The sequence below is a fragment of the Kribbella koreensis genome, assembly GCF_039525325.1.
GTDB lineage: Bacteria > Actinomycetota > Actinomycetes > Propionibacteriales > Kribbellaceae > Kribbella > Kribbella koreensis.
The window spans coordinates 102,150-124,399 of record NZ_BAAAHK010000020.1 but is presented as its reverse complement, the minus strand read 5'-3'; the positions used below and the strand labels follow the sequence as shown (position 1 = coordinate 124,399).

At 68.9% G+C, this 22,250-nt stretch carries 17 protein-coding genes; 12 read left to right on the top strand and 5 right to left on the bottom strand.

Going from position 1 to position 22,250, the window contains the following annotated elements; all coding sequences use genetic code 11:
* The first annotated feature begins 51 nt into the window (after window positions 1-51).
* The 4 genes from ABD116_RS35670 to ABD116_RS35655 are packed head-to-tail and all read left to right on the top strand — an operon-like array spanning window position 52 to window position 4,408.
* Window positions 52-528 (top strand): cupin domain-containing protein, encoded by a 477-nt coding sequence (locus tag ABD116_RS35670; protein ID WP_343980995.1) that lies wholly within the window; start codon window positions 52-54, stop codon window positions 526-528.
* Window positions 529-577: 49 nt separating this feature from the next.
* The gene (locus ABD116_RS35665) at window positions 578-2,224 is read left to right on the top strand and encodes an FAD-binding oxidoreductase (protein WP_343980992.1); all 1,647 of its coding nucleotides are present in this window, start codon (window positions 578-580) and stop codon (window positions 2,222-2,224) included.
* Complete coding sequence (locus ABD116_RS35660) at window positions 2,221-3,654, top strand: MFS transporter (protein WP_343980990.1); 1,434 nt, start codon at window positions 2,221-2,223, stop codon at window positions 3,652-3,654. The genes ABD116_RS35665 and ABD116_RS35660 overlap by 4 nt, the downstream gene beginning before the upstream one ends.
* Entirely contained in the window at window positions 3,647-4,408 is a 762-nt protein-coding gene (locus ABD116_RS35655) for an SDR family NAD(P)-dependent oxidoreductase (protein ID WP_343980987.1), read from the top strand. Before ABD116_RS35660 ends, ABD116_RS35655 begins: the two co-directional genes overlap by 8 nt.
* Before the next feature lie 13 nt (window positions 4,409-4,421).
* On the opposite strand, the gene ABD116_RS35650 is transcribed toward ABD116_RS35655, so the two are convergent.
* A complete protein-coding gene (locus ABD116_RS35650; protein ID WP_343980985.1) occupies window positions 4,422-4,736 on the bottom strand; it encodes an ArsR/SmtB family transcription factor in 315 nt (104 codons plus the stop codon).
* A gap of 125 nt (window positions 4,737-4,861) precedes the next feature.
* On the opposite strand from ABD116_RS35650, the gene ABD116_RS35645 reads away from it, so the two are divergent.
* From ABD116_RS35645 to ABD116_RS35610, 8 genes are all read left to right on the top strand, one after another.
* Entirely contained in the window at window positions 4,862-6,334 is a 1,473-nt protein-coding gene (locus ABD116_RS35645; protein WP_343980982.1) for an FAD-dependent monooxygenase, read from the top strand.
* 38 nt (window positions 6,335-6,372) lie between these two features.
* Window positions 6,373-6,993: a ScbR family autoregulator-binding transcription factor gene (locus tag ABD116_RS35640; RefSeq protein WP_343980980.1), complete on the top strand. Its 621-nt coding sequence runs from the start codon at window positions 6,373-6,375 to the stop codon at window positions 6,991-6,993.
* A 124-nt stretch (window positions 6,994-7,117) separates the two neighbouring features.
* A complete protein-coding gene (locus tag ABD116_RS35635; protein ID WP_343980977.1) occupies window positions 7,118-8,311 on the top strand; it encodes an IS701 family transposase in 1,194 nt (397 codons plus the stop codon).
* Window positions 8,312-8,527: 216 nt separating this feature from the next.
* Window positions 8,528-9,754, top strand: coding sequence for a 3-deoxy-7-phosphoheptulonate synthase (locus ABD116_RS35630; RefSeq protein ID WP_343980974.1), 1,227 nt, complete (start codon window positions 8,528-8,530; stop codon window positions 9,752-9,754).
* A complete protein-coding gene (locus ABD116_RS35625) occupies window positions 9,751-10,539 on the top strand; it encodes a 2,3-dihydro-2,3-dihydroxybenzoate dehydrogenase (RefSeq protein WP_343980971.1) in 789 nt (262 codons plus the stop codon). The genes ABD116_RS35630 and ABD116_RS35625 overlap by 4 nt, the downstream gene beginning before the upstream one ends.
* Window positions 10,540-10,549: 10 nt before the next feature.
* A complete protein-coding gene (locus ABD116_RS35620; protein WP_343980968.1) occupies window positions 10,550-11,203 on the top strand; it encodes an isochorismatase family protein in 654 nt (217 codons plus the stop codon).
* On the top strand, window positions 11,200-13,065 hold the full coding sequence (locus ABD116_RS35615) for an anthranilate synthase family protein (RefSeq protein ID WP_343980965.1): 1,866 nt from the start codon (window positions 11,200-11,202) through the stop codon (window positions 13,063-13,065). The genes ABD116_RS35620 and ABD116_RS35615 overlap by 4 nt, the downstream gene beginning before the upstream one ends.
* Complete coding sequence (locus tag ABD116_RS35610) at window positions 13,062-14,255, top strand: 3-hydroxybenzoate 6-monooxygenase (protein WP_343980961.1); 1,194 nt, start codon at window positions 13,062-13,064, stop codon at window positions 14,253-14,255. The genes ABD116_RS35615 and ABD116_RS35610 overlap by 4 nt, the downstream gene beginning before the upstream one ends.
* A 42-nt stretch (window positions 14,256-14,297) precedes the next feature.
* On the opposite strand, the gene ABD116_RS35605 is transcribed toward ABD116_RS35610, so the two are convergent.
* The 4 genes from ABD116_RS35605 to ABD116_RS35590 all read right to left on the bottom strand — a co-directional run bounded on the left by ABD116_RS35605 (window position 14,298) and on the right by ABD116_RS35590 (window position 21,992).
* Window positions 14,298-15,800, bottom strand: a complete 1,503-nt coding sequence (locus tag ABD116_RS35605; protein WP_343980958.1) for a fibronectin type III domain-containing protein — start codon at window positions 15,798-15,800, stop codon at window positions 14,298-14,300.
* A gap of 49 nt (window positions 15,801-15,849) precedes the next feature.
* Window positions 15,850-18,042 carry a LamG-like jellyroll fold domain-containing protein gene (locus tag ABD116_RS35600; protein ID WP_343980955.1) on the bottom strand — a complete coding sequence of 731 codons (2,193 nt, stop codon included), beginning with the start codon at window positions 18,040-18,042 and terminating at the stop codon, window positions 15,850-15,852.
* Window positions 18,043-18,106: 64 nt separating this feature from the next.
* Window positions 18,107-19,630, bottom strand: coding sequence for a WD40 repeat domain-containing protein (locus ABD116_RS35595; protein WP_343980953.1), 1,524 nt, complete (start codon window positions 19,628-19,630; stop codon window positions 18,107-18,109).
* 154 nt (window positions 19,631-19,784) lie between these two features.
* Complete coding sequence (locus tag ABD116_RS35590; protein WP_343980951.1) at window positions 19,785-21,992, bottom strand: LamG-like jellyroll fold domain-containing protein; 2,208 nt, start codon at window positions 21,990-21,992, stop codon at window positions 19,785-19,787.
* Window positions 21,993-22,250: the final 258 nt, after the last annotated feature.

The following is a 22,250-nucleotide window of genomic DNA, read 5'->3' as shown; positions in this document are numbered from 1 at the left end:
GACCGTGGCGGCGACAGCAGATCCCCCGCGCAACCCTGCATTGGAACGACCATGACCTCACCCGTCCCAGCCATCGTGCCGACGGACCCGAGCCGCTCACGTCTGTGGGGCGTCGGCTCGATCGTGACCACCTGCCTGACCGCGGAGGAGTCCGCGGGCGCGCTCGGCATCACCCACTTCGCAGCCAAGAGCGGGGAGCGTGCGCCGAAGCACATCCACACCCTCGAGGACGAGATCTTCATGGTCCGCGGTGGCCAGGTGGTGGTGACCGCCGGGGAGGAGACCTCGAAGATCGAGGGCGCCGGTGTGGTCTTCCTGCCGCGCGGGATTCCGCACTCCTACCTGGTCGAGTCCGACACGGCCGACTTCTACGTGATCACCACCCCCGGCGGGTTCGAGAAGTTCTTCGCCGAGGCCGGTTACCCGCTCGACCTGGGGGCAGCGGCACCGGTCGGCGATCGCTGGTCGCCCGCCCGCACGCAGGACTTCGCCGAGCAACTCGGCCTGGGCCTGTTGTGGCCGAGCTGACCTCATCCACCCTTCGTTCCCGCCCGAACCCAGGAGAGACCGAAACACCATGCTGAACAGACGACGCTTCCTCGCCAGCGGCGCCGCCGCCGCGGCGGGTACTGCCGCGCTGGCCACCCAAGGCGCCACCACAGCCGAGGCCCTGCGGGCGACCGACGCAGTCACCGTGCTGCCCAGTGACCCGCGGTACGCCGACCTGGTGGTCGGCAACAACTCCCGCTGGGTCGGCCGCCCCGAGGCCGTCCGCCTCGTCACCACCACCGCCCAGGTGGTCCGGGCCGTCCAGGAGGCGGTCAGTGCCGGCAAGCGGATCTCGGTCCGCGGCGGCGGCCACTGCTACGCCGACTTCGTCTTCAACCCGGCCGTCCAGGTCGTGATCGACACCTCGCAGATGACCGCGGTCAGCTACGACGAGGACCGCAAGGCGTTCTCCGTCGAGGCGGGCGCGACGCTGCTGCGGGTCTACGAGTCGCTCTACAAGGGCTGGGGCGTCACCATCCCAGGCGGTATGTGCTACTCGGTCGGCATGGGCGGCCACATCAGTGGCGGTGGCTACGGGATGCTCTCCCGCCGCCACGGCCTGACCGTCGACCACTTGCTGGCCATCGAGGTCGTCACGGTCGACGCGAACGGCCGGGCCCGCGCGGTGGTCGCCACCCGCGAGCCAGGCGACGCCAACCGTGAGCTGTGGTGGGCCCACACCGGTGGCGGCGGTGGCAACTTCGGCATCGTCACGCGGTACTGGTTCCGCACCCCTGGCTCGACCGGGTCGGATCCCGCGCAGCAGCTGATCCACCCGCCGCGCGAGGTGCTGGTCAGCGCCGTCGGTCTGCCCTGGAGCTCGCTCACGCCGGCCGCGCACAAGTCGCTGGTGCGCAAGTTCGGCGCGTTCCACGCCCGCAACAACGCGCCCGACAGCCCGTACGCCGCGCTCTGCAGCTTCCTGATGATGAACCACAAGTCCAACGGGTCGATCGGCTTGCTGACGCAGATCGATGCCGGCGTACCGAACGCGGAGCGCCTGCTGCAGGACTACCTCACCGACCTGACTGCCGACCTGGAGATCCAGCCGCTGCACGCGCCGGCCGGGGAGCTCGGACCGTTGCCGGAGTTCTTCACGCCGCAGCGGCTGCCGTGGCTGAGCTCGGTCAAGCTGCTGGGCACGAGTAACCCGACTCTGACGAACCCGACGCTTCGGGGCCATCACAAGTCGGCGTACCTGCGGCAGGGGCTGACCGATGACCAGATCGCGGCGATGTACCGGCATCTGACCCGGGAAGACCACCACAACCCGGCCTCGATGGTCGTGCTGCTGTCGTACGGCGGCAAGATCAACAGCGTCCGCTCCGACGCGACCGCCTCGGCTCAGCGAGACTCCTTGTTCAAGGGGCTGTTCCAGAGCTTCTGGGGCGACCCGGACGACGACCCGGTCAACCTGGCCTGGACCCGCGACGTGTTCCGCGACGTCTTCGCGGCGACCGGTGGCTACCCGGTTCCGTCCGCGACCGGCCAGACGGACGGCTGCTACATCAACTACCCGGACAGCGACATCACCGACCCGGCGCAGAACAGGTCCGGCGTGCCGTGGCACACCTTGTATTACAAGGACAACTACCCGCGGCTCCAGCGGGTCAAGGCCGCCTACGACCCGAGAAACATCTTCCGGCACTCTCAATCGATCGGGCTGCCGACATGACATCAAGGTCCAAGAGCGGCGCTTTCGCGGTACTGGCCTCGGTCCAGTTCGTGCTCATCCTCGGGATGACCGTGCTGAACGTGGCGATGCCCGACATCCAGCAGGAGTTCGGGCTGAGCCGGTCGGAGTTGGTACTGCTGAGCGCTTCGTACGGAATGTCCTTCAGCGGTCTGCTGCTGCTCGGCGGCAGGCTCTCGGACCTGTACGGCGCGCGCCGGGTGTTCGTTGTGAGCACTGCGCTGTTCGCGATCAGCTCGGCCGCCGCTGGACTCGCACCCGGGTTCGAGGTGTTGTTGTCGGCCAGGTTCGTGCAGGGCATCGGTGCTGCGTTCGCAGTGCCCGCGGCGATGGCGCTGGTCGGGTTGGTGTACTCCGAGCCGGCCAGGCACGCCCGGGCGATGGCTGTCTGGGGTGGACTTGCGGCCTTCGGCGGTACGGCGGGCATGTTGCTGTCCGGCGTTGTCGCCTGGTGGGACTCGTGGCGCTGGGCCTTCGTCGTACCGGTAGCCATCTCGGTGGTGGCTGTCGCGCTGGCGTCGCGGATGCTTCCGCAAGCCGCGACGGCGCCTCGTGAACGCGTCGACATCCTCGGCGCGATCCTGGTGACCGCAGGCATCACCGTGCTGGGGTATGGCCTGGTCGAGGCGCCCGAGCGTGGCTGGGGTTCACCGCTGGTGCTGGTGACCCTGATCGGTGGCGTGGTCCTGCTCGGGCTGTTCGTCCTGGTCGAGACCAGGGTTGCGCGCCCGCTCCTGCCACTGTCCTTCCTGGCGTCGCCGCGCCGCGCGGTGGCCCTGCTCGCAGTCTTCCTCGGCGCCGCGGGAATCACGACGATCTTCTTCATGCTGTCCTTGTACTTCCAGGAAGTGCTGGGCTACTCACCCCTGAAGGCCTCCGCGGCCTTCGTCCCGTTCGGCCTCGCTCTGGTGGCCACCGGCGCGAACGTCGGACGCCTGGTCGGCCGTTTCGGCCCGCGGACCGTCACGCTGGCCGGCTTGGTGATCTGCGCGGCCGGTCTCGGCGCACTGAGCCTGATCAGCACCACCACGCCGTACGTCGGGCCGGTACTGATCGGCCTGGTCGTCTTCCCGGTCGGTGTCGGCATGGTGTTCGCTGGAGCGACCGTCTCGGCCACGAGCGACGTACCCGCCGGGCAGGCGGGGCTGGCCGGCGCAGTGGCCACGACTGCACTGGAGATGGGGCCTGCCGTCGGGCTTGCCATCCTGGTCACGGTGGCGGCGGCCCGGACCGACAGCCTGACCTCCGCCGGGACGGCCGGCGCGGCGCTGACGTCCGGCTACAGCTTCGCACTGGCCATCGGGGCCATTGCGTTCCTGCTCGCGGCCGCCGGATTCGCGGTACTGCGCGGACCGCGGGCGGCTGCGACGGAAATTCCCGAGCTACAACAAGAAGGAGCAGTACATGACTGATCGTTTCGGGGGCAAGGTCGTCCTGGTCACCGGTGCCGGCAGCGGCATCGGCCGGGCCAGCGCCCTCGCGTTCGCGCGCGAAGGCGCCACCGTGGTCGCGGCGGCCCGGGGCAGCGAGGGAATCAAGGAGACCGTCGCGCTGATCGAGGCGGCCGGTGGCACGGCGAGCGCCGTCGTCGCCGACGTCAGCAAGGCCGACGAGGTCGCCAACCTGATCCGGACCACCGTGGAGCAGCACGGTGGTCTGCACATCGCACACAACAACGCGGGAGTGTTCCCCAAGCCGGGACCGGTCGGCGACACCGACCTCGAGGTCTGGCAGCGGGCCATCGACATCAACCTCACCGGCCTGCTGCTCTCGCTGAAGTACGAGATCCAGTACATGCGGGACAACGGTGGTGGCGCGATCGTCAACACCAGCTCGAACATCGGCGCTCACGGCCGCCGGCCCGGGATGGCTGCCTATGCCGCCTCGAAGGCCGCCGCGAGCACGCTGACCCGGGTTGCCGCGCTGGACCACATCAAGGACGGCATCCGGATCAACGCCGTCAGCCCCGGGGCGACCGACACGTCGATGTCGCTGCGTCCGGGTGAGGACGCCGACGGCCGCGCCGAGCGGCTCGCGAGTGTCGTCCCGATCGGCCGCGTGGGTGGTACCGACGAGATCGTGTCGGCCGTGCTGTGGCTGGCATCGGACGAGGCCGCGTTCGTGGTCGGCCATGACCTGGTCGCCGACGGCGGCGTGACCGCCTAGTCCTCGGGGCTGCCTAGGACGAGGACTGCTGGTGAGCCGCGAGGATCGTGGTGAGGAGGCCCGGGAACCGGGCGTCCAGATCCTCGCGGCGCAGCGACAGCAGGAGTTCGCGCCCGGACGCGCGCTGGTTGATCACACCGCTCTCGCGCAGCACCCGCCAGTGGTGGGTGAGCGTCGACTTCGAGACCCCCTCGACGATGGCTCCGCACGGGTACTCGCCGCCGGCGGCCAGCACCTGCAGCACGGTCATCCGCAGCGGGTTGCCGAGGGCGGCCAGCACGTTCTCGAGACGGATCTGGTCGCGGGTCGGGTGATGAGGTTCCAGCACGTCAAGGATTGTACGCGGACAACCGTACTGACTCACTCCGAGTAGTCCGGTTGACACCGGCCGCCGGTTAACTGTACGACTATCCACGTACAGTAATCCGGTCTACCGTTTCGTGAGGAAGTGACATGGCCTTCGACTTCGACGTGGTCGTGGTGGGGGCGGGCCCGGTCGGCTCTCTGCTCACCGCCGAGCTGGCTCTGCAGGGCGTCCGCGTGGGTCTGCTGGAGGCGCTGGCCGCGCCGACCGGCCGGTCCAAGGCCGGCACGCTGCACGCCCGCACCGCGCAGGTTCTCGAGCGTCGTGGGCTGCTGGACCTGGTCGCGGTGAACCAGTCCGGTGCCGGCCCGGTGCCGTTCCACTTCGCCGGCATGTTCGATCTGGACCTGGCGGAGGTGGTCGACGAGGGCCCCGCGATCGTGGGCAGCCCGCAGGCGTACGCCGAACGGGTCTTCGCCGAACAGGCCGTCATCCGTGGCGCCGAGGTCCTGCGCGGCGAGGAGGTTCTGGACGTCACCGATCACGGCGACCATGTGTCGGTGCAGACGGCCGAGGGCCGCTTCACCGCGCGCTACGTGGTCGGATGCGACGGCCCGCGGAGCGCGGTACGCAAGAGTGCGGGCATCCCGTTCACCGGCACGGAGGCGACTGTCGCTGCGATGATGGGGGAGGTGCGGCTGCTGGATCCTTACAACGCTCCACAGGGCTGGCAGCGAAACGCCCGCGGCTGGACGATGGTCTCCGCCTCGGCGGCAGGGCCGAGCCGGATCTTCGCGTACGACTTCCGCGGCCCGCACGAGAACCGGGACGAGCCGCTGACGCTCCAGGAGTTCAGTCAGACCGTCGACTACCTCGCCAGCCGGCATGTGCCGATGACCGACGGCGGCTGGTTGGCCAGGTTCGGCGACGCGGCCCTGCAGGCCGAGCAGTACCGCAAGGGCAACGTGTTCGTGGCCGGTGATGCTGCGCACGTGCACTTCCCGGCCGGAGGTCAGGGGGTCAACCTCGGTCTGCAGGACGCGCTCAACCTGGGCTGGAAGCTGGCCGCGGCGGTGCACGGCTGGGCGCCGGACGGCCTGCTGGACACGTACCACTCCGAGCGCCACCCGATCGGCGCCCGCGTGCTGTGGAACGTGCGGGCCCAGGTCGCGCTGATGCAGCCTGACCCGCGGGTCGACTGGCTACGCGACCTGTTTCGGGAGCTGATGGGACTGGATCAGGTGAACGAGTACCTGGGCCGGATGATCAGCGGTATGGACGTCGCGTACGACGTGGGCCTCCCGGACGCGCCACTGGCCGGCGAGCTGGCGCCGGACCTGCGCCTGAAGACCAGTGACGGAATCACGAGCGTGGCGCGCCTTCAGCACGAGGGGAAGGCGTTCCTGCTGGACCTCGCCGGGCGGTCCGACCTGCAGGCCGTTGCGGCCGGACGCTCTGACCGGTTGACGGTGTTGACTGCCAATGCCAGCTCATGGGTCGGCACCGACGCGTTGCTGGTGCGGCCCGACGGCTACGTCGCCTGGAGTGCCCGCGGTCGCGATGACGACCCGATCACCCTGGACCGGGCCATCGCCCGCTGGTTCGGTCTGCTAGAAATATAGAGACCGTACGGTCTGGTTTCCCGTGAGGATGGATGTCAGTGGCCCAGCAGGAGCGCGCGATCAGGACCCGGCAGGTGCTGCTGCTCGCGGCCGCCTCGGTCTTCGACGAGGTCGGCTACGACGCGGCCAGCATCAGCGAGATCCTGAGTCGCAGCAAGATGACCAAGGGCGCGCTGTACTTCCACTTCGCCTCCAAGGAGGCGCTGGCGCTCGGCGTGATCGACGCCCAGACCGCCGATCTGGAGCTGCCCGAGACGGGGTCGAAGCTGCAGGACCTGGTCTGCCTGACCCAGTCGATCGCCCGCCGGCTGCAGACCGACGTACTGCTCCGTGCAGGCGTCAGGCTGACCGTGGAGGAGCGGACGCTGAACCTCCTCGGCGCCAGCCAGGCGAGTCCTTACGCCAAATGGATCGAGATCTGCGGCGGCCTGCTGACCGAGTCGAAGGCGAACGGCGAGCTGCTCGGGCATGTCCAGCCGGCGGCGGTCGCGGAGCTGGTGGTGGCGTCGTTCACCGGCATCCAGCTGGTGTCGCAGGTGTACAGCCGGCGAGAGGATCTGGCCGAGCGGCTGAGCGCCTTCTGGCGGTATCTGCTGCCGGGGATCGCGGTGCCCGGAGTGCTCCCGCACCTGACCACCGACCCGCCGGCGGCCGGCTGAACCCTGCTGGTTCAGGCGAGTTTGTTTCAAATTCGGCTGGGAGAAGGAAACAGACCTTCCGGTTTGTTACGATTCCGTTGCCAACGGCAGGTGAGGCTCTGTCGCTGTGGAGGGGACGGTATCTGTGGAAACGTGTTCGGTCGCTCAGCCCACCTCGTCGATCGGTCTGCTCGAGGATCCGGTCGGCGAGTTCTTCGGGCCGTTGTTCGCGTCGCTGCGCCGGCGGGCTCAGCGGGCCACCGCGGTTCGGTACGTGAACGGGCTGCTGACGGTCCAGGGGCGCAAGACGATGCGCAGCCTCGCCGAGCAGTACGGCGGTGACGCCGAGCAGCAGCGGATGCAGCACTTCATCAGCAACTCGCCCTGGGACTGGATGCCTGTTCGGCAGGCCCTGAGGTGTCAGCTGCAGGACGGCCTGGACCCGCAGGCCTGGGTGGTCCGGCAGATGATCGTGCCCAAGGCGGGCAACCACTCGGTGGGGGTGGGGCAGTCCTTCGTGCGGATGCTCGGCCAGACGGTCAACAGCCAGCAGGCGTTCGGCGTCTGGGCGGCCGCGGAGACGGCGAGCAGCCCGATGAACTGGCGGCTGCAGTTGCCCGACGCCTGGGTGACCGACATCGACCGGCGGCGCCGCGCCGGAGTACCGGAGCAGCAGGCTGAGACGTTCCCGGGGGAGGCGGCGTGCCGGTCCGTGCTGGACCTGGTCGACGGGCGCCGGGACGCCGAGCCGCTGCCGGCCGTGCTGAGTGTCGGGGTGCTCGACCCGGTCGCCTGCGTGCGCGAGTTCCGCGCGGCCGGAGTACCGGTGATGATGCAGGTGGGCCCAGGTCTGCAGCTGGTGGGCGCGGACTCGCGGCTGCAGAGTCCGTCCGGTGAGTTGACCGGAGCCAACAAGCTGGCGGAGTCCGCCGGAATCCTGCGCCGGCCCGTCTACTGGCTGGATCCGCGGCTCGGCTTGCGTCGCAGCTGTGCGGCGCCCATCCGGGTGCAGCTGCCGACCCCGCAGGGCCGGGTGCCGATGGTGCTGCTGGCCGAGTGGGACAAGCCCGGCCCCAAGCCGGACAGGTTCTGGCTGACCGATGTCAGCGGCCGGTCGACGGCCGAGCTGCTCCGGTTGTCCAAACTGGTCCTGCGGGTGGACCACGACTTCGAGGCGATCGCCAAGGACGTCGGCATCCAGGACTTCGAGGGCCGCAGCTTCCAGGGGTGGCACCGGCACGCGACCCTGGCATCGATCGCACATTCGGTCCGCGCGCTGGCCGAAGTGGGCCAGATGCCTTCGGCACTTGACGAAACGGCGTTGCGGGCAGTGTCCTGACCAGCTGATCCGACCGCTCCCGAGACTCCTGATCCGCACCGCGGGTCAGGAGTTTTTCGTTGCCCGATTACAACGCTTGCTTCACGAAGTGACCAAGTAGCGGCGACCTGACGAAGTGCGGTCCGGTCGCTACTTCCGGGCCGCCCGGGCAGGCGATCTTTGTGCTGGCAGACAACTGGGCCACAACGTTTTCAATCGTTCTGGGGAGAGGATCCAATGAGCGGTGCGACAGCCGGATTCGGCAATATCGCAGCGGACCCGCTGGCGGAAGCCGGCGTGGATCGCGAGTTCCTGCGATCGCTGCCGGCGGTTCAGCAGCCGGAGTGGCACGACGCCGCCGAACTGGCGGCGGTGACGAGTGAGCTGGAGCAGGCCCGGCCACTGGTCGACGGGGCGGAGATCGACACCCTGAAGGCGTTGCTCGCCCGGGTGGCGGCCGGAGAGCTGCGCGTCCTGCAGGCCGGCGACTGTGCCGAGGACCCGGCCGAGTGCACCCCGGCGGCGGTCGCCCCGAAGGCGGCGCTGCTCGACGTGCTGGCCTCGGTGATGTCGCTGAACGCGGGCCGCAAGGTGCTTCGGGTCGGCCGGATCGCCGGGCAGTTCGGCAAGCCGCGGTCGAAGCCGACCGAGCACGTGGACGGCCAGGAGATGCCGGTCTTCCGTGGTCACATGGTGAACGGGCCCGAGGCGGACCTGGTGTCGCGCCGGGCCCAGCCGGAGCGGCTGCTCGCGGGCTACCACGCCGCGGCCGCGGTGTCCGGTGCTCTACGGGACCGTGGTGCTGCAGGCGATCCCGTTGCCGACGCGCCGATCTGGACCAGCCACGAAGCACTGCTGCTCGACTACGAACTCTCGATGATCCGTCGCGACGCCGACGGCCGGTCGCTGCTCACCTCGACACACTGGCCCTGGATCGGCGACCGCACCCGCCAGGTGGACGGCGCTCACCTCACCATGCTCGCGATGGTGGCGAATCCCGTTGCCTGCAAGGTCGGACCGAGTACGACGGCCGAAGACCTGCTGGCGATCTGCGAGCAGCTGGACCCGGACCGCGAGCCCGGCCGGTTGACGCTGATCAGCCGGATGGGCGCGAACGCGGTGACGGAGCTGCTGCCGCCGCTGGTCGCCGCAGTACGGACGGCCGGACACCCAGTGATCTGGATGTGCGACCCGATGCACGGCAACACGATGACCGCGCCCGGTGGGCTGAAGACGCGGCTGGTCGAGCGGGTCATCCAGGAGGTCCGTGACTTCCAGCTCGTCGTACCGGCCGCGGGTGGTGTGGCCGGTGGGCTTCACCTGGAGACGACGCCGACCGGTGTGACTGAGTGCGCCGACGACCTGAGCCGCCTCGACGAGGTGGGCGACGTGTACACGAGCTTCTGCGACCCGCGGCTCAACCCGAACCAGGCCATCACCGTCGCGGCGGAGTGGCAGTCATGAGCGGCAACACGGGTATGGCGGGCCGGGTGGCCCTGGTGACCGGCGCGGCCGGTGGAATCGGCGCTGCGGTGATCGAGTCGCTCGCCCGTGAGGGTGCCATCGTTGCCGCTGCCGACCGGAACGAGCAGGTGCTGAAGGAGCAGGTCGAGCTGCTCGTCGCTGACGGCCTGCGGGCGGAGGCGTTCGGGCTCGACATCACCTCCAGCCAGGACGTCGCCGCTGTGGTCGACGAGGTCGAGCGCCGGCTGGGCCCGATCGACTACCTGGTCAACGGCGCCGGCGTACTACGGCTCGGCACGACTCGCGAGTTGACCGACGACGACTGGGCCAGCACGTTCGCGGTCAACGCCACCGGGACCTTCTACGTCTCGCGGGCCGTGATCGAGCGGATGGCGGCCCGGCGTACCGGGGCCGTCGTGACGATCGCGTCCAACGCGGCCGGCACCCCGCGGACCGAGATGGCCGCGTACGCCGCTTCGAAGGCCGCGGCCGCGATGTTCACCAAGTGTCTCGGGCTGGAGGCCGCGGAGTACGGGATCCGCTGCAACGTGGTGGCGCCGGGTTCGACGGACACCGCGATGCTGACCAGCCTCTGGAAGGACGGCGCCGGCCCGGAGAGCTCGATCGCGGGCACTCCGTCGGCGTACAAGCTCGGTATCCCGCTGCGCAAGATCGCTCAGCCGGCCGACGTGGCGGCAGCAGTGCTGTTCCTGCTGTCGGACCAGGCCGGGCACATCACGATGCACGACCTCACGGTCGACGGCGGCGCAACCCTAGGCGTGTAAGGAGGCAATGATGGCTGGAATTCCCCTGATCGAGACCTATGAGATGCCGGTGGCATCGGAGCTGCCGGTCAACGTGGCCGGCTGGCAGGCCGACCCGGCGCGTGCGGTGCTGCTCGTCCATGACATGCAGCGGTACTTTCTCAGGCCGTTCGGCGACGCGGCACCGGTGAAAGCCCTGGTGCACAACGCCGCGCGGCTTCGCAAGACTGCCGCCGAGCTCGGTATGCCGGTGGCCTACACAGCCCAGCCCGGCGGGATGACGGTGGCCGAGCGCGGCCTGCTCAAGGACTTCTGGGGCCCCGGCATGACGCCGTCCCCGGAGGACCGCGCGCTGGTGCCTGAGCTGGCGCCGGCCGAGGGCGACTGGGTGTTCACGAAGTGGCGGTACAGCGCCTTCCACAAGAGCGACCTGCTCGAGCGGATGCGCGCGGCCGGCCGCGACCAGTTGATCGTCTGCGGGGTGTATGCGCACGTCGGCGTACTGATGAGCCTCTGCGACGCCTTCACCAACGACATCGAGGCCTTCCTGGCCGCCGACGCCGTCGCCGACTTCAACGCGTCGTACCACCGGACGGCTCTCACGTACGCCGCTGAGCGGTGCGCCGTCGTCGCGCCGACCGACGTGCTGCTCGGGTCCCTGGTCGCCGAGGAGGTCCTGGTATGACCGCCCTGCTCGATCAAGTGCTTGCTGATGGCAACGGTGTGCCGCCGTTCGCCCTGCTCTACCGGCCGGAGACGGCCGGCCGTGACCGGGTCGACCTGATCGTGGGGGAGTCGGGCGCGGTGCAGACGCTGGCCGACGTACCGCTGGCCGCGAACGCACCGGCGGGGGAGCACGAGGTGCTGGTACTCGTGCCGTATCGCCAGCTCGCCGAGCGTGGTTTCCAGTGCACCGACGACGGCGCCCCGCTGCTGGTGCTGCAGGTCGCCGAGCAGGCCGTCGTACCGCTGGACGAGCTGATGCAGCGGCTGCCGAATCTGCGGACGCCGCTCGTCAACGAGCGGTTCGACGTCGAGGACGAGACCTACGCCGAGATCGTGCGGCGCGTCGTCGAGGACGAGATCGGCACCGGCGAGGGCGCGAACTTCGTGATCAAGCGGTCCTTCACCGCCGAGATCACCGGCTACAGCGTCGCCCACGCGCTGTCCTTCTTCCGCCGGCTGCTCAGCTCCGAGGTGGGCGCCTACTGGACCTTCGTCGTCCACACCGGCGACCGCACCTTCGTCGGCGCCACCCCGGAACGGCACGTCAGCGTCTCCGGCGGTACCGCCGTGATGAACCCGATCAGCGGCACCTACCGCTATCCGGCCTCCGGTCCGACCCTGGACGGCGTGCTCGGCTTCCTTGCCGATGGCAAAGAAACCGACGAGCTCTACATGGTCGTCGACGAGGAACTCAAGATGATGGCCCGGGTCTGCGACGGCGCCGGCACGGTGGTCGGGCCGTTCCTCAAGGAGATGGCCCGGCTGGCTCATACGGAGTACCTGATCGAGGGCCGGACCACTCGCGACGTCCGCGAGATCCTGCGCGAGACTTTGTTCGCGCCGACCGTCACCGGTTCGCCGTTGGAGAGCGCCTGCAAGGTGATCAGCCGGCACGAGCTCAACGGCCGTGGCTACTACAGCGGTGTGGTCGCATTGATCGGCTCGGACGCGGCCGGTGGCCGGACGATGGACTCGTCGATCCTGATCCGGACCGCAGAGATCTCCGGCGCCGGGCGGCTCTCGATCGGTGTCGGCGCCACGCTGGTCCGGCACTCGGACCCGTTGTCCGAGGTTGCCGAGACTCGCGCCAAGGCGGCTGGGCTGCTTGCCGCGCTGGCGGGCGGCAGTGGTTCGCGATTCGCGGATCACCCGCAGGTACGGCGTGCGCTGGAGGGCCGTAACGCCGGCATCTCCGGGTTCTGGTTCAACGACCGGTCGTTGCCATCAGCAACTGACCTCGACGGCCATACCGTGCTCGTCATCGATGCCGAGGACACCTTCACCTCGATGATCGCGCACCAGCTGAGCTCGCTCGGCCTGACGGTCACCGTACGCCGGTACGACGAGTCCTACCGGATCGAGGACTACGACCTGGTCGTGGCAGGTCCCGGTCCGGGCGATCCGGGCAAGCTGCAGCACCCGAAGATCGCGCATCTGCGGGCCACGATCAAGCGGCTGATCGCCGAGGAGCGCCCGTTCCTGGCGGTCTGCCTGAGTCATCAGGTGCTCAGCGGCATCCTCGGGCTGGAGATCGAGCGCTGCCCGAAGCCCAACCAGGGGGTGCAGAAGGAGATCGACCTGTTCGGCCGTCCGGCCAGGGTCGGCTTCTACAACACCTTCGCCGCGCGGTCCGCGACGGACCGGATCGGCGACGTCGAGATCAGCCGCAACCCGGTGACCAACGAGGTGCACGCGCTGCGTGGCCCACGGTTCGCGTCGATGCAGTTCCATGCCGAGTCCGTGCTGACCGAGGAAGGCGTGCTGTTGCTGCACGACGCCTTCAGCCGGCTGCTGGCGAGCAACGCGCTGGTGTCTCGATGAGCACGATCCTGATCGCCGGGGGTGGCATCGGTGGGCTCGCGACGGCGGTGTCGCTGGCTGAACTCGGTCACCAGATCGTCGTACTCGAGCGGCAGGCGGCCTTCGCGGAGCTGGGCGCCGGGATCCAGATCGGCCCGAACGGGTTCGGCGCGATGGACCGGCTCGGGATCGGCGACGAGGTCCGCGAGCGCGCGGTCTACATCGACGAGCTGCGGTTCATGGACGGCACTACCGGGCAACGTGTCCAGAGCCTGCGGCTTGACGAGGACTACCGGGCACGCTTCGCCAACCCGTACGCCGTTGTCGCGCGGGCTGACCTGTACGCCCCGCTGCTCGCGGCGGCGCAGCGGTCGCCGCTGATCGAGCTGCGGAGCAACAGTGCGGTCTCGGGCTATCAGCAGGACGCAGATGGCGTCACCCTGCTGCTCGCTGACGGCAGCAGCGTCTGGGGCGACCTGCTGGTCGGTGCTGACGGCATCCGGTCGACGATCCGTCGCCAGCTGGTCGGCGACGGTGAGCCGCGGGTGTCCGGGCACACCATCTACAGGTCCGTCATCCCGATGGAGTTGGTTCCAGAAGACTTGCGCTGGCATGCGGTGACCTTGTGGGCCGGTCCGAAGTGGCACTTCGTGCACTACCCGATCGCCGGTGGAACACTGCTGAACCTAGCTGCGACACGGGATGACAGCGCGGAGGTCGCGGTGGCCGGCCAACCGGCCGAGCGTTCTCATGTACTCGGGCAGTTCCCGGACCTTGGGGAGACCGCTCGGCGGCTGCTCGAGCTGGGGGCCGATTGGCGGGTCTGGGTGCTCTGCGACCGAGACCCGATCTCGGAGTGGTCCGACGGCCGGGTAGTCCTCCTCGGCGACGCTGCGCACCCAATGCTCCAGTACGCCGCCCAGGGCGCGTGCATGGCGCTGGAGGACGCGGTACTGCTCGGTGAGCTACTCGACTGCCCGGCTGGCGAGTCGCAGTACCGGCTGGAGCGGTTCGTCGAGGCTCGACGCGATCGGACGGCCCGGACGACGCTGGTGGCCCGGGAGCTCGGGACGCAGCTGTATCACCCGGCAGGAGCGGCGCGGGTGGCTCGAAACGAGATGCTGTCCGGGCTGTCGGTCGAGGAGCTACAGGACAAGGTCGCCTGGCTGCACGGGTTCGATGCCGCGCGCGTGCCGGACCTCACCAAGTAGTGCTGAGGTCGTGGTGGCAATGGCCACCACGACCTCAGGCATCTAGCGAACGGTGACGCTGGCGAAGCCGCCTCGGACGGTGTTGTTGCCGTCTGAGACCTCGATCCGGTACTGCTGAGATGTGCCCGATGGGGCAGCGGTGTCGGTCAGTGTGACGTTCGGGCGGCTCCAGAAGGTGGAGTTCGCCGTCGTGGTCGCGACGACCGTGTTGGTGCTGCCACGGAGCAACCGGTAGGTCAGGGTGATGTCGTCCTTGTCGAGTGACGTCTGGACGGTCGCCTGAACCCGGCCGGCAGTAGTACTGGACAGCGTCGGCAGCACCGGGCCAAGCGGCACTGCGCCCGCACCCAGGTTGTTGAAGCGCGTCAGGCCCTGCTGGCCGACGCCATTGACCGTGGTGAAGTCACCACCGACCCACAGGTCCGAACCACCGGTCGCCGACACGAGCGGGCCGACCTCGGTGGGCGGGCCTGCGTTGGTGTTCGGGAACCAGGGCCCGAGCGCGCCGGTGGCCGGGTTCTGCAGGAGCAGGAAGTGCGCTCCGGTGCCGTCCGGGAAGGCGCCCGGGCAGCTGTGTGCGTGCGAACCCTTGAACAGCCAGCCGCCGACCATCGTGATCGTCTCGGTGGCGCCGAGGCAGGTGTTTTTCCAGACCAGGTTGCCGGTGGCGATGTTCGCCGCCCAGGTCCCGTCGAAGCAGCCGCCACCGTCACCGGCGTTGGAGAAGTACACAACTCCGCCGCTGGTCTCGATGTCCTTGACCCGTGTCGTGCAGCCCGGCTTCGGCACCGGTACCGCGGACGAGGCCGCGAACGGCAGCAGTGCGCCGGTCGAGTTGTTGACGCTGGCAACGGCCCAGTGGGCCACGCCGCCGACCTTGGCGAAGGTGCCGCCCAGGTAGACCTTGGAGTTGTCGTCGGCCGCGTCGATCGCGTAGACATCCGCGTCGGCGTTCGGGTTCCACGGCAACAGGCTGCCGTCGACCGTGCTGATCGCCGCGGCGCGGTTGCGGGCGACGTTGTTGACGAGTCCGAACGAGCCGCCGAAGTACAGGCTGGTACCGCCGACTGCGAGCGTCTTGACCCGGTACGAGACGTTCGGCTTGATGTTGGGCAGCAGCGCGCCCGTGGTCGCGTCGAAGGCGGCGATCCGGTTGCGGACCTGGCCGTCGACGCGGGTGAAGTCGCCGCCGATGTAGATCTTCGAGCCGTCGGGTGACGCCACGATCGACCAGACGAGGTTGTTCACGTCATGGTTGAAGGTGGTGTCGAGCGCGCCGGTCGTCTGGTTGAAGGCCGCCAGGTAGGTCCGGACGGTCTGGCTGGTGCCGGGTGCGGCGCCAGGCGGGCGGACCCGGGTGAAGCGGCCGCCGACGAACGCCTTGCCCTTCGCCACCGCCAGCCCGAGCACACTGGCGTCGGTCTGCCAGGTGGAGCCGGCCACCGCTGTCAGTGAGGCGCCGGTACCGGGCGCCGGGAGCGTCGGCACGATGGCCAGCGCGAGACCTGCCGCACCGAGTGCAGCAGTGATTCTTCGTAGTCGCATGTGTGTTCCCCCCTTGGGAGTGCCGGACCCCCTCCGGCACTCCCTTTATCTAGCGTGCGTCGTAATGCGTTACGACCTGGTCCGCATCCAGCGCGATCGGGTAGACGGCCACCTCGTCCAGGGTGCCGTTGATACCGGCGTTGGACGGGCCGTTCGGCCAGCCGCCCAGGTTGTCGGCGCCGACCCGCCAGTACCCCGTGTACGCCTCCGCGGCGGTCACGTTCTGGGTGCCCTGCAGTACGCCGTCCAGGTAGAGCTTCTGCGAACCCGGTGAGAACGTGCCGACCACGTGATGCCACTGGCCGTCGTTCGTCCCCGGTGCGGAGCTGATCGTCCGCGCCGAGCCGTCCCACAGCCCGAACGTCACAGTGCCGTCGTTCTGCAGGTAGATGTGCCGGTCGTACTGGCTGCTCGTCCCGTTGGAGCTGTTGCCGAAGCCAACGATCTTGCCGCCGCTGGTCGAGGTGGTCTTGTACCAGGCCTCGACGCTGAAGTTCTGCGGCTGACTGATCGCGGTCTGGCCGATCAGCCTGCCCGCACCGTCGAAGTCGCCGGCCGTGTTGCCACCACTGGTCAGTACGCCGGGAACGCCGAGCGTCACCCCGGAGTACGGGCCGGTGTTGCCCTGGCCGGACGAGTCGGTCGCGTTGGCCGTGCCGTTGGGCTCACCGAGTCGCCAGTACGCCGTCGGGCCGTCCGCCATCACCTGCTGGTCGTACGGCGCGTCCACGCTGGCCACTGTCACCGCTGCCGAGTAGTCACCGCGCAGGGTGCTGTTCCCGTCGGTCACCTCGATCCGGTAGACCTGCGAGGAGCCCGGGGTCAGCCCGGTGTCGGTGAAGGACAGCCAGGGCCGGTTCCAGAACCGCGAGTCGGCCGTGTAGGTCGCGACGACGGTGTTGCTGAAGCTGCGGAGTACCCGGTAGGTCAGGGTGATGTCGTCGTTGTCTACGACGGTCTGGAAGTTCACCTTGACCTGGCCGGCCTTGTAGCTGACCGGAGTCACCTTGGCCGGCTTGGCCGGTGCAGCACCCGGCCCGGTGTTGGTGAAGCGGGCGAGGCTCTGCTGACCGGCTCCGTTCACCGTGGTGAAGTCGCCGCCGACCCAGAGGTCGGAGCCACCGGTCGCGGACACGAGCGGACCGACCACGGTCGGGCCACCGGTGTTGGTGTTCGGGAACCATGGGCCGAGCTCGCCGGTGTCGAGGTTCTGGGTGAGCAGGTAGCGTCCCGCGCCCTGCGGGAAGCCGTTGCCGCCCAGGTAGCTGCAGTCGTGCGCGTGCGAGCCCTTGTAGAGCCATCCGTTGACCACGGTGACCGTCTCGGTCGCGCCGAGACAGTTGCTCTTCCAGACCAGGTTGCCCGAGGCAACATCGGCCGCCCAGGTCCCGTCGAAGCAGCCGCCGCCGTCACCGGCGTTGGCGAAGTACACCCGGTCGCCGCTGGTCTCGATGTCCTTGACCCGTGACGTGCAGCCCGGGTTCGGAGCCGGTACTGCGCTCGCGGCCGCGAACGGCTGCAGGGAACCGTCGGTCGGGTCGAGACTTGCCACGGCCCAGCTCGACGTACCGTTGATGGTCGAGAACGTGCCGCCGGCGTACACCTTGCTGCCGTCGTCGGCCACGTCGATCGCGTAGACGTCGTTGTCCGCCTGGGGAGCCCAGGGGAGCAGCGACGCGGTGCTCGTGGTGACCGCCGCCAGGCGCGGCCGGGCGACGTTGTTGACGAGGCCGAACGAGCCGCCGAGATAGACCGTGCTGCCGGAGACGGCGAGCGCCTTGACCCGGTACGAGACCGACGGCTTCCAGTTGGAGACGAGGGCGCCGGTCGCGGTGTCGAACGCGGCCACCCGGTTGCGGGTCTGACCGTCGACGTTGGTGAAGTCGCCGCCGACGAAGACGCGGGAACCGTCAGCGGTCGCGGCGATCGCCCAGACCATGCCGTTCAGGGTGTGGTTGAAGCCGGTGTCCAGCGCGCCGGTGCTCTGGTTGAACGCGGCCAGATAGGTCCGCGCGGTCTCACTGGTGCCGGCTGCCGCCCCCGGTGGCCGGACCGTGGTGAAACGTCCCCCGACGTACGCCTTGCCGTTCGCCACCGCGAGTCCTTGCACGCTGGCGTTGGTCTGCCACGCCGGGCTCGTGAGAGCCGACAGCGAAGCTCCGATGCTCTGTGCGGGTGCTGCTGGTGACAGCAACGCTGCCACCAGCAGTCCGCCCAGCGCGAATATCCCCACCTTCTTCACGACATCCCCCCTCAAGGATGTACTCCCGGGCCGCCTGGTGCGGCCGAGAGTCACATGCCCGGGCTCACTTCACCTTCACGGCGATCGCCGGGCCCTTCATGATGTTTCTGCCGTCGTGGATCTCGACGTGGTAGCTGACCGACTGGCCCCGCTTGACGCCCTTGTCGACGACCGTGATCGTCTTGCGCGGCTGCCAGTAGTACGTGGTGAACTTCTGCGAGCTGATGTTGGTCGAGCCGCGGAACACGTTGTAGGTCAGAGTCAGGTTGTCCAGGTCGTAGCTGTCCTTGAAGCTGACGGACACCTGGTTGGTCACTGCGGTGGACACGGTCGGGACCTTCGGTGCCGCCGGCGCCGCGCCCCCCGCGGCGTTGGTGAACCGGGTCAGGCCCTGCTGGACCTTGCCGTTGACGTGCAGGAAGTCGCCGCCGACCCACAGGTCGTTGCCACCGGACGCGAACGCCAGCGGGCCGACCTGGGTGGTGCTGTTCGGGTTGGCGTCGGTGTTCGGGAACCACGGCCCGATCTTGCCGTCGATGCCGCTCTCCACCAGCAGGTAGTGCGTCCCGGTCCCGTCGCCGAAGGCACCGCTCGAGCTGCAGTTGTGCGCGTGCGAGCCCTTGTAGACCCAGTTGCCGATCGCCTTGATCGCCTCGGTCGCGCCCAGGCACTTGTTCTGCCACAGCAGCTTGCCGGTCGCGACGTCCGCGGCCAGTACGCCGTCGTAGCAGCCGCCGCCGTCGCCGCCGTTGGAGACGAAGACCTTGGTGCCGAGCGTGTCGATGTCCTTGACCCGGGTGGTGCAGCCGATCGTCGGCTTCGGGATCGCCGCCGCGGCCGGGAAGGCGAACGCGTTGCCGCGGCCGTTGTCGACCATCGCCAGCGAGTAGTGGTCCTTGCCGTTGATCTTGGTGAACGGCCCGCCGACGAACACCCGGGTGCCGTTGTCGGACAGGTCGATCGCGTACACGTCGTCGTCGGCGTTCGGGTTCCACGGCAGCAGATCGCCCTGGATCAGCCGGACCGCGGCCAGGTGGTTGCGGACGGTGTTGTCGACCCGGCCGAACGAGCCGCCGAAGAAGACGCTGTTGCCGAAGATCGCGATCGCCTTGACCCGGGTCGCGACGGAGGCGTCCCAGGCGGAGACCAGCCTGCCGGTGGCGACGCTGAACATCGCGATGTGGTTGCGCTTGATCCCGTTCACGGTGGTGAAGTCGCCGCCGATCACGACCCACTTGGCGTCCGGGCTGGTCGCGATCGCCCAGACGGCGCCGTTCAGCTTCGGCGCGAACGCCAGCGGCGCGCCGGTGGTGCGGTTGAAGGCGGCGACGTAGGTGCGCACCGCCTCGCCCTGACCGGCGGCCTTGCCGGGCTGCCGGATCCGGGTGAACAGGCCACCGGCGTACACCACGTTGCCGGCGGTGGCGAGTGCGTTCACGCTGGAGTTCGTCTGCCACGAGAGCTGCTTGATCGCGGACACGGCGGAGCCGAAGCCGCCGTTGGCCGCTTGTACGGGTGGCCCGGACGGGATCAGCGCCGCGGCGAGCACGGCGGCGACCGTCACGACTGCCAGAACTAACTTCTTCATCAACTTCCTTAGGACTGGGCGGGGGGAAAGTCCATTAGCGTCCGTAACCTAGCGCCGGTGGGAACCCGACTGGAAGTCAGGCTCCCACCGGCGTTATGACTTTGTGCTATGAACGTTTGACCGTCCGCTCAGCGTGCGCGTCGGCGCGGCTGGATCAGCCCGCGTTGTAGTGAGCGGTGACCTGGTCCGCGGTGAGCGCGTACGGGTAGACCGCCGCCTCGTCGATGACCATGCCGGTCTGGGTCGCGCCGCCACCCGACCAGCTGCTGGTGGTGTCGTTGCCGACTCGCCACCAACCGTAGTACAGGGAGGCCTGCCCGATCGTCTGGCTGCCGGCCAACACGCCGTCGACGTAGAGCTTCATCGCGCCGTTGTCGTAGGTGCCGACCGCGTGGTGCCACGCGCTGTTGTTCTTGTTCGACGCGCTGTTGATGGTCCGCTGGCTGCCGTCGTTGATCCCGAAGGTGACCTGGCCGTTGGAGCGCAGGTAGAGCATCCGGTCGTTCAGGCTGCTGTTCGCCGTCTTCGAGTTGCCGAAGCCGATGATCCGGCCGCCCTTCAGGAAGCCCTGCTTGAACCAGGCCTCGACGGTGAACTGCTGCGGCATGCTGTACGCCTTCTCGCCGACCATCTTGCCGTTGCTCGCGCTGATCGTCGCCGCCGTGTTGCCGCTCACCTTGCCGGCGGTGCCCAGCGTGATGCCGCTGAACGTGCCGTTGTTGCTCTGCCCGGACGCGTCCACCGAGGTGGTCGTGCCGGCCGCCTCACCGAGCCGCCAGTAGGCCTGCGGCCCGTCGGCGTTGATGAGCTGGTCGTACGCCGTGCTCGCGGTGCTCGCGACGGTCAGCGGGTCGGAGTAGTTGCCGCGGATCGTCGTACTGCCGTCCGTGACCTCGACCCGGTAGTTGGTCACCTCACCCGGCGTGACGTTGGTGTCGGTGTAGTGGATCCAGGGCTTGTCCCACGGCGTCGACTTGACGGTCCAGGTCGCGATCGTGGTGTTGCTGAAGCCCTTCAGCAGCCGGTACGTGAGCGTGCTGTCGTCGTTGTCCACGACCGTGGGGAAGTGGATCTGGACGACGCCCGGCTGGACGGAGTACGGGAGCAGCTTGGCCGGCTTGGCCGGAGCGGCGCCCGGGGTCGCGTTGGTGAAGCGGGTCAGACCCTGCTGGGCGACGCCGTTGGTGAGCAGGAAGTCGCCGCCGACCCACAGGTCCGAGCCGCCGGTCGCGAACGCCAGCGGGCCGACCTCGGTGGGCGGACCGGCGTTGGTGTTCGGGAACCACGGGCCGAGCTTGCCGTCGACCGGGTTCTGGGTGAGCAGGAAGCGGTAGCCGAAGCCCTGCGGGAAGCCGCCGGCGCCCTGGTTGGCGCAGTCGTGCGCGTGCGAACCCTTGTACAGCCAGCCGTTCACCATCTTGATCGCCTCGGTGGCGCCCAGGCACTGGCTCTTCCACTTCAGCGTGTTGGTCGCGAGGTCGACCGCCCAGGTGCCGTCGAAGCAGCCGCCGCCGTCACCGCCGTTGCCGAAGTACACGGTGTCGCCGCTGGCGTCGATGGTCTTGACGCGGGTGGTGCAGGAGCCGTTCGGCGGCGGGACCGCGGACGCGCCCGGGAAGGGCAGGACCGCGCCGGTCACCGGGTCGAGGCTGGTGACGGTGTTCTGGTTGGTGCCGTTGACGGTGCTGAACTGGCCACCGGCGTACGCCTTGGAGCCGTCGTCGGCCACGTCCACGGCGTACACGTCGCCGTTGGTGGCAGGGGCCCAGGGCAACAGGGTGCCGGTGTCCGCGGTGACCGCGGCGAGCCGGAGCCGGTCCTCGCCGTTGACGAGCCCGAACGAGCCGCCGAAGTACACGGTGCTGCCGTAGACGGCGATCGACTTGACCCGGTACGAGACCGAGGGCTTCCAGTTCGCGACCAGCGCGCCGGTGGCGGTGTCGAAGGCGGCGATCCGGTTGCGGGTCTGGCCGTTGACGGTGGTGAAGTCACCGCCGACGAAGATCCGGGAGCCGTCGGCCGACGCGGCCACGGCGTACACCTGGCCGTCGAGGACCGGGTTGAACGACGCGACCAGGTTCCCGGTGGCCGAGTCGAAGGCCGCCAGGTAGGCCTGGCCGACCTCGTTGCTGCCGAGCGGTGAGCCCGGCGGCCGGACGCTGGTGAAGCGTCCGCCTGCGTAAGCCTTTCCAGCGGCCACGGCCAGTCCCTGGACGCTGGCGTTGGTCTGCCAGACCGGGCTGTCCTGCGCCGAGAGCGAGGCCTCGATGCTCTGGGCCGACGGCGCGAGCACCATGATGCCGGCCCCGGCCAGCAGCGCTCCGACGGCGCCAAGGCGCGCGAAAAGCCATCTCTTCTTCATCCTGCGGTGTCCCCCCTCGGACAGGCGCCATCCCCGGCGCCTTACAAGTGATTCCCGTTTTTCGTGATCCCCAGAATTCCCCCGAGACAGAGTAGGCCACACAAAGTGAGCTTTGACCAGTCACCAAACGGTTATCGTCGGCGAGTTGCCAGCCTTCGTCACTGCGTGTGATCGTTGTGGACGATTGCCGCGTCAGTGTGGCGATGCCTATATCCTGGCCCCGGCAAGGAGCCGGTCACCTCGCGTGACCAAGGTTTG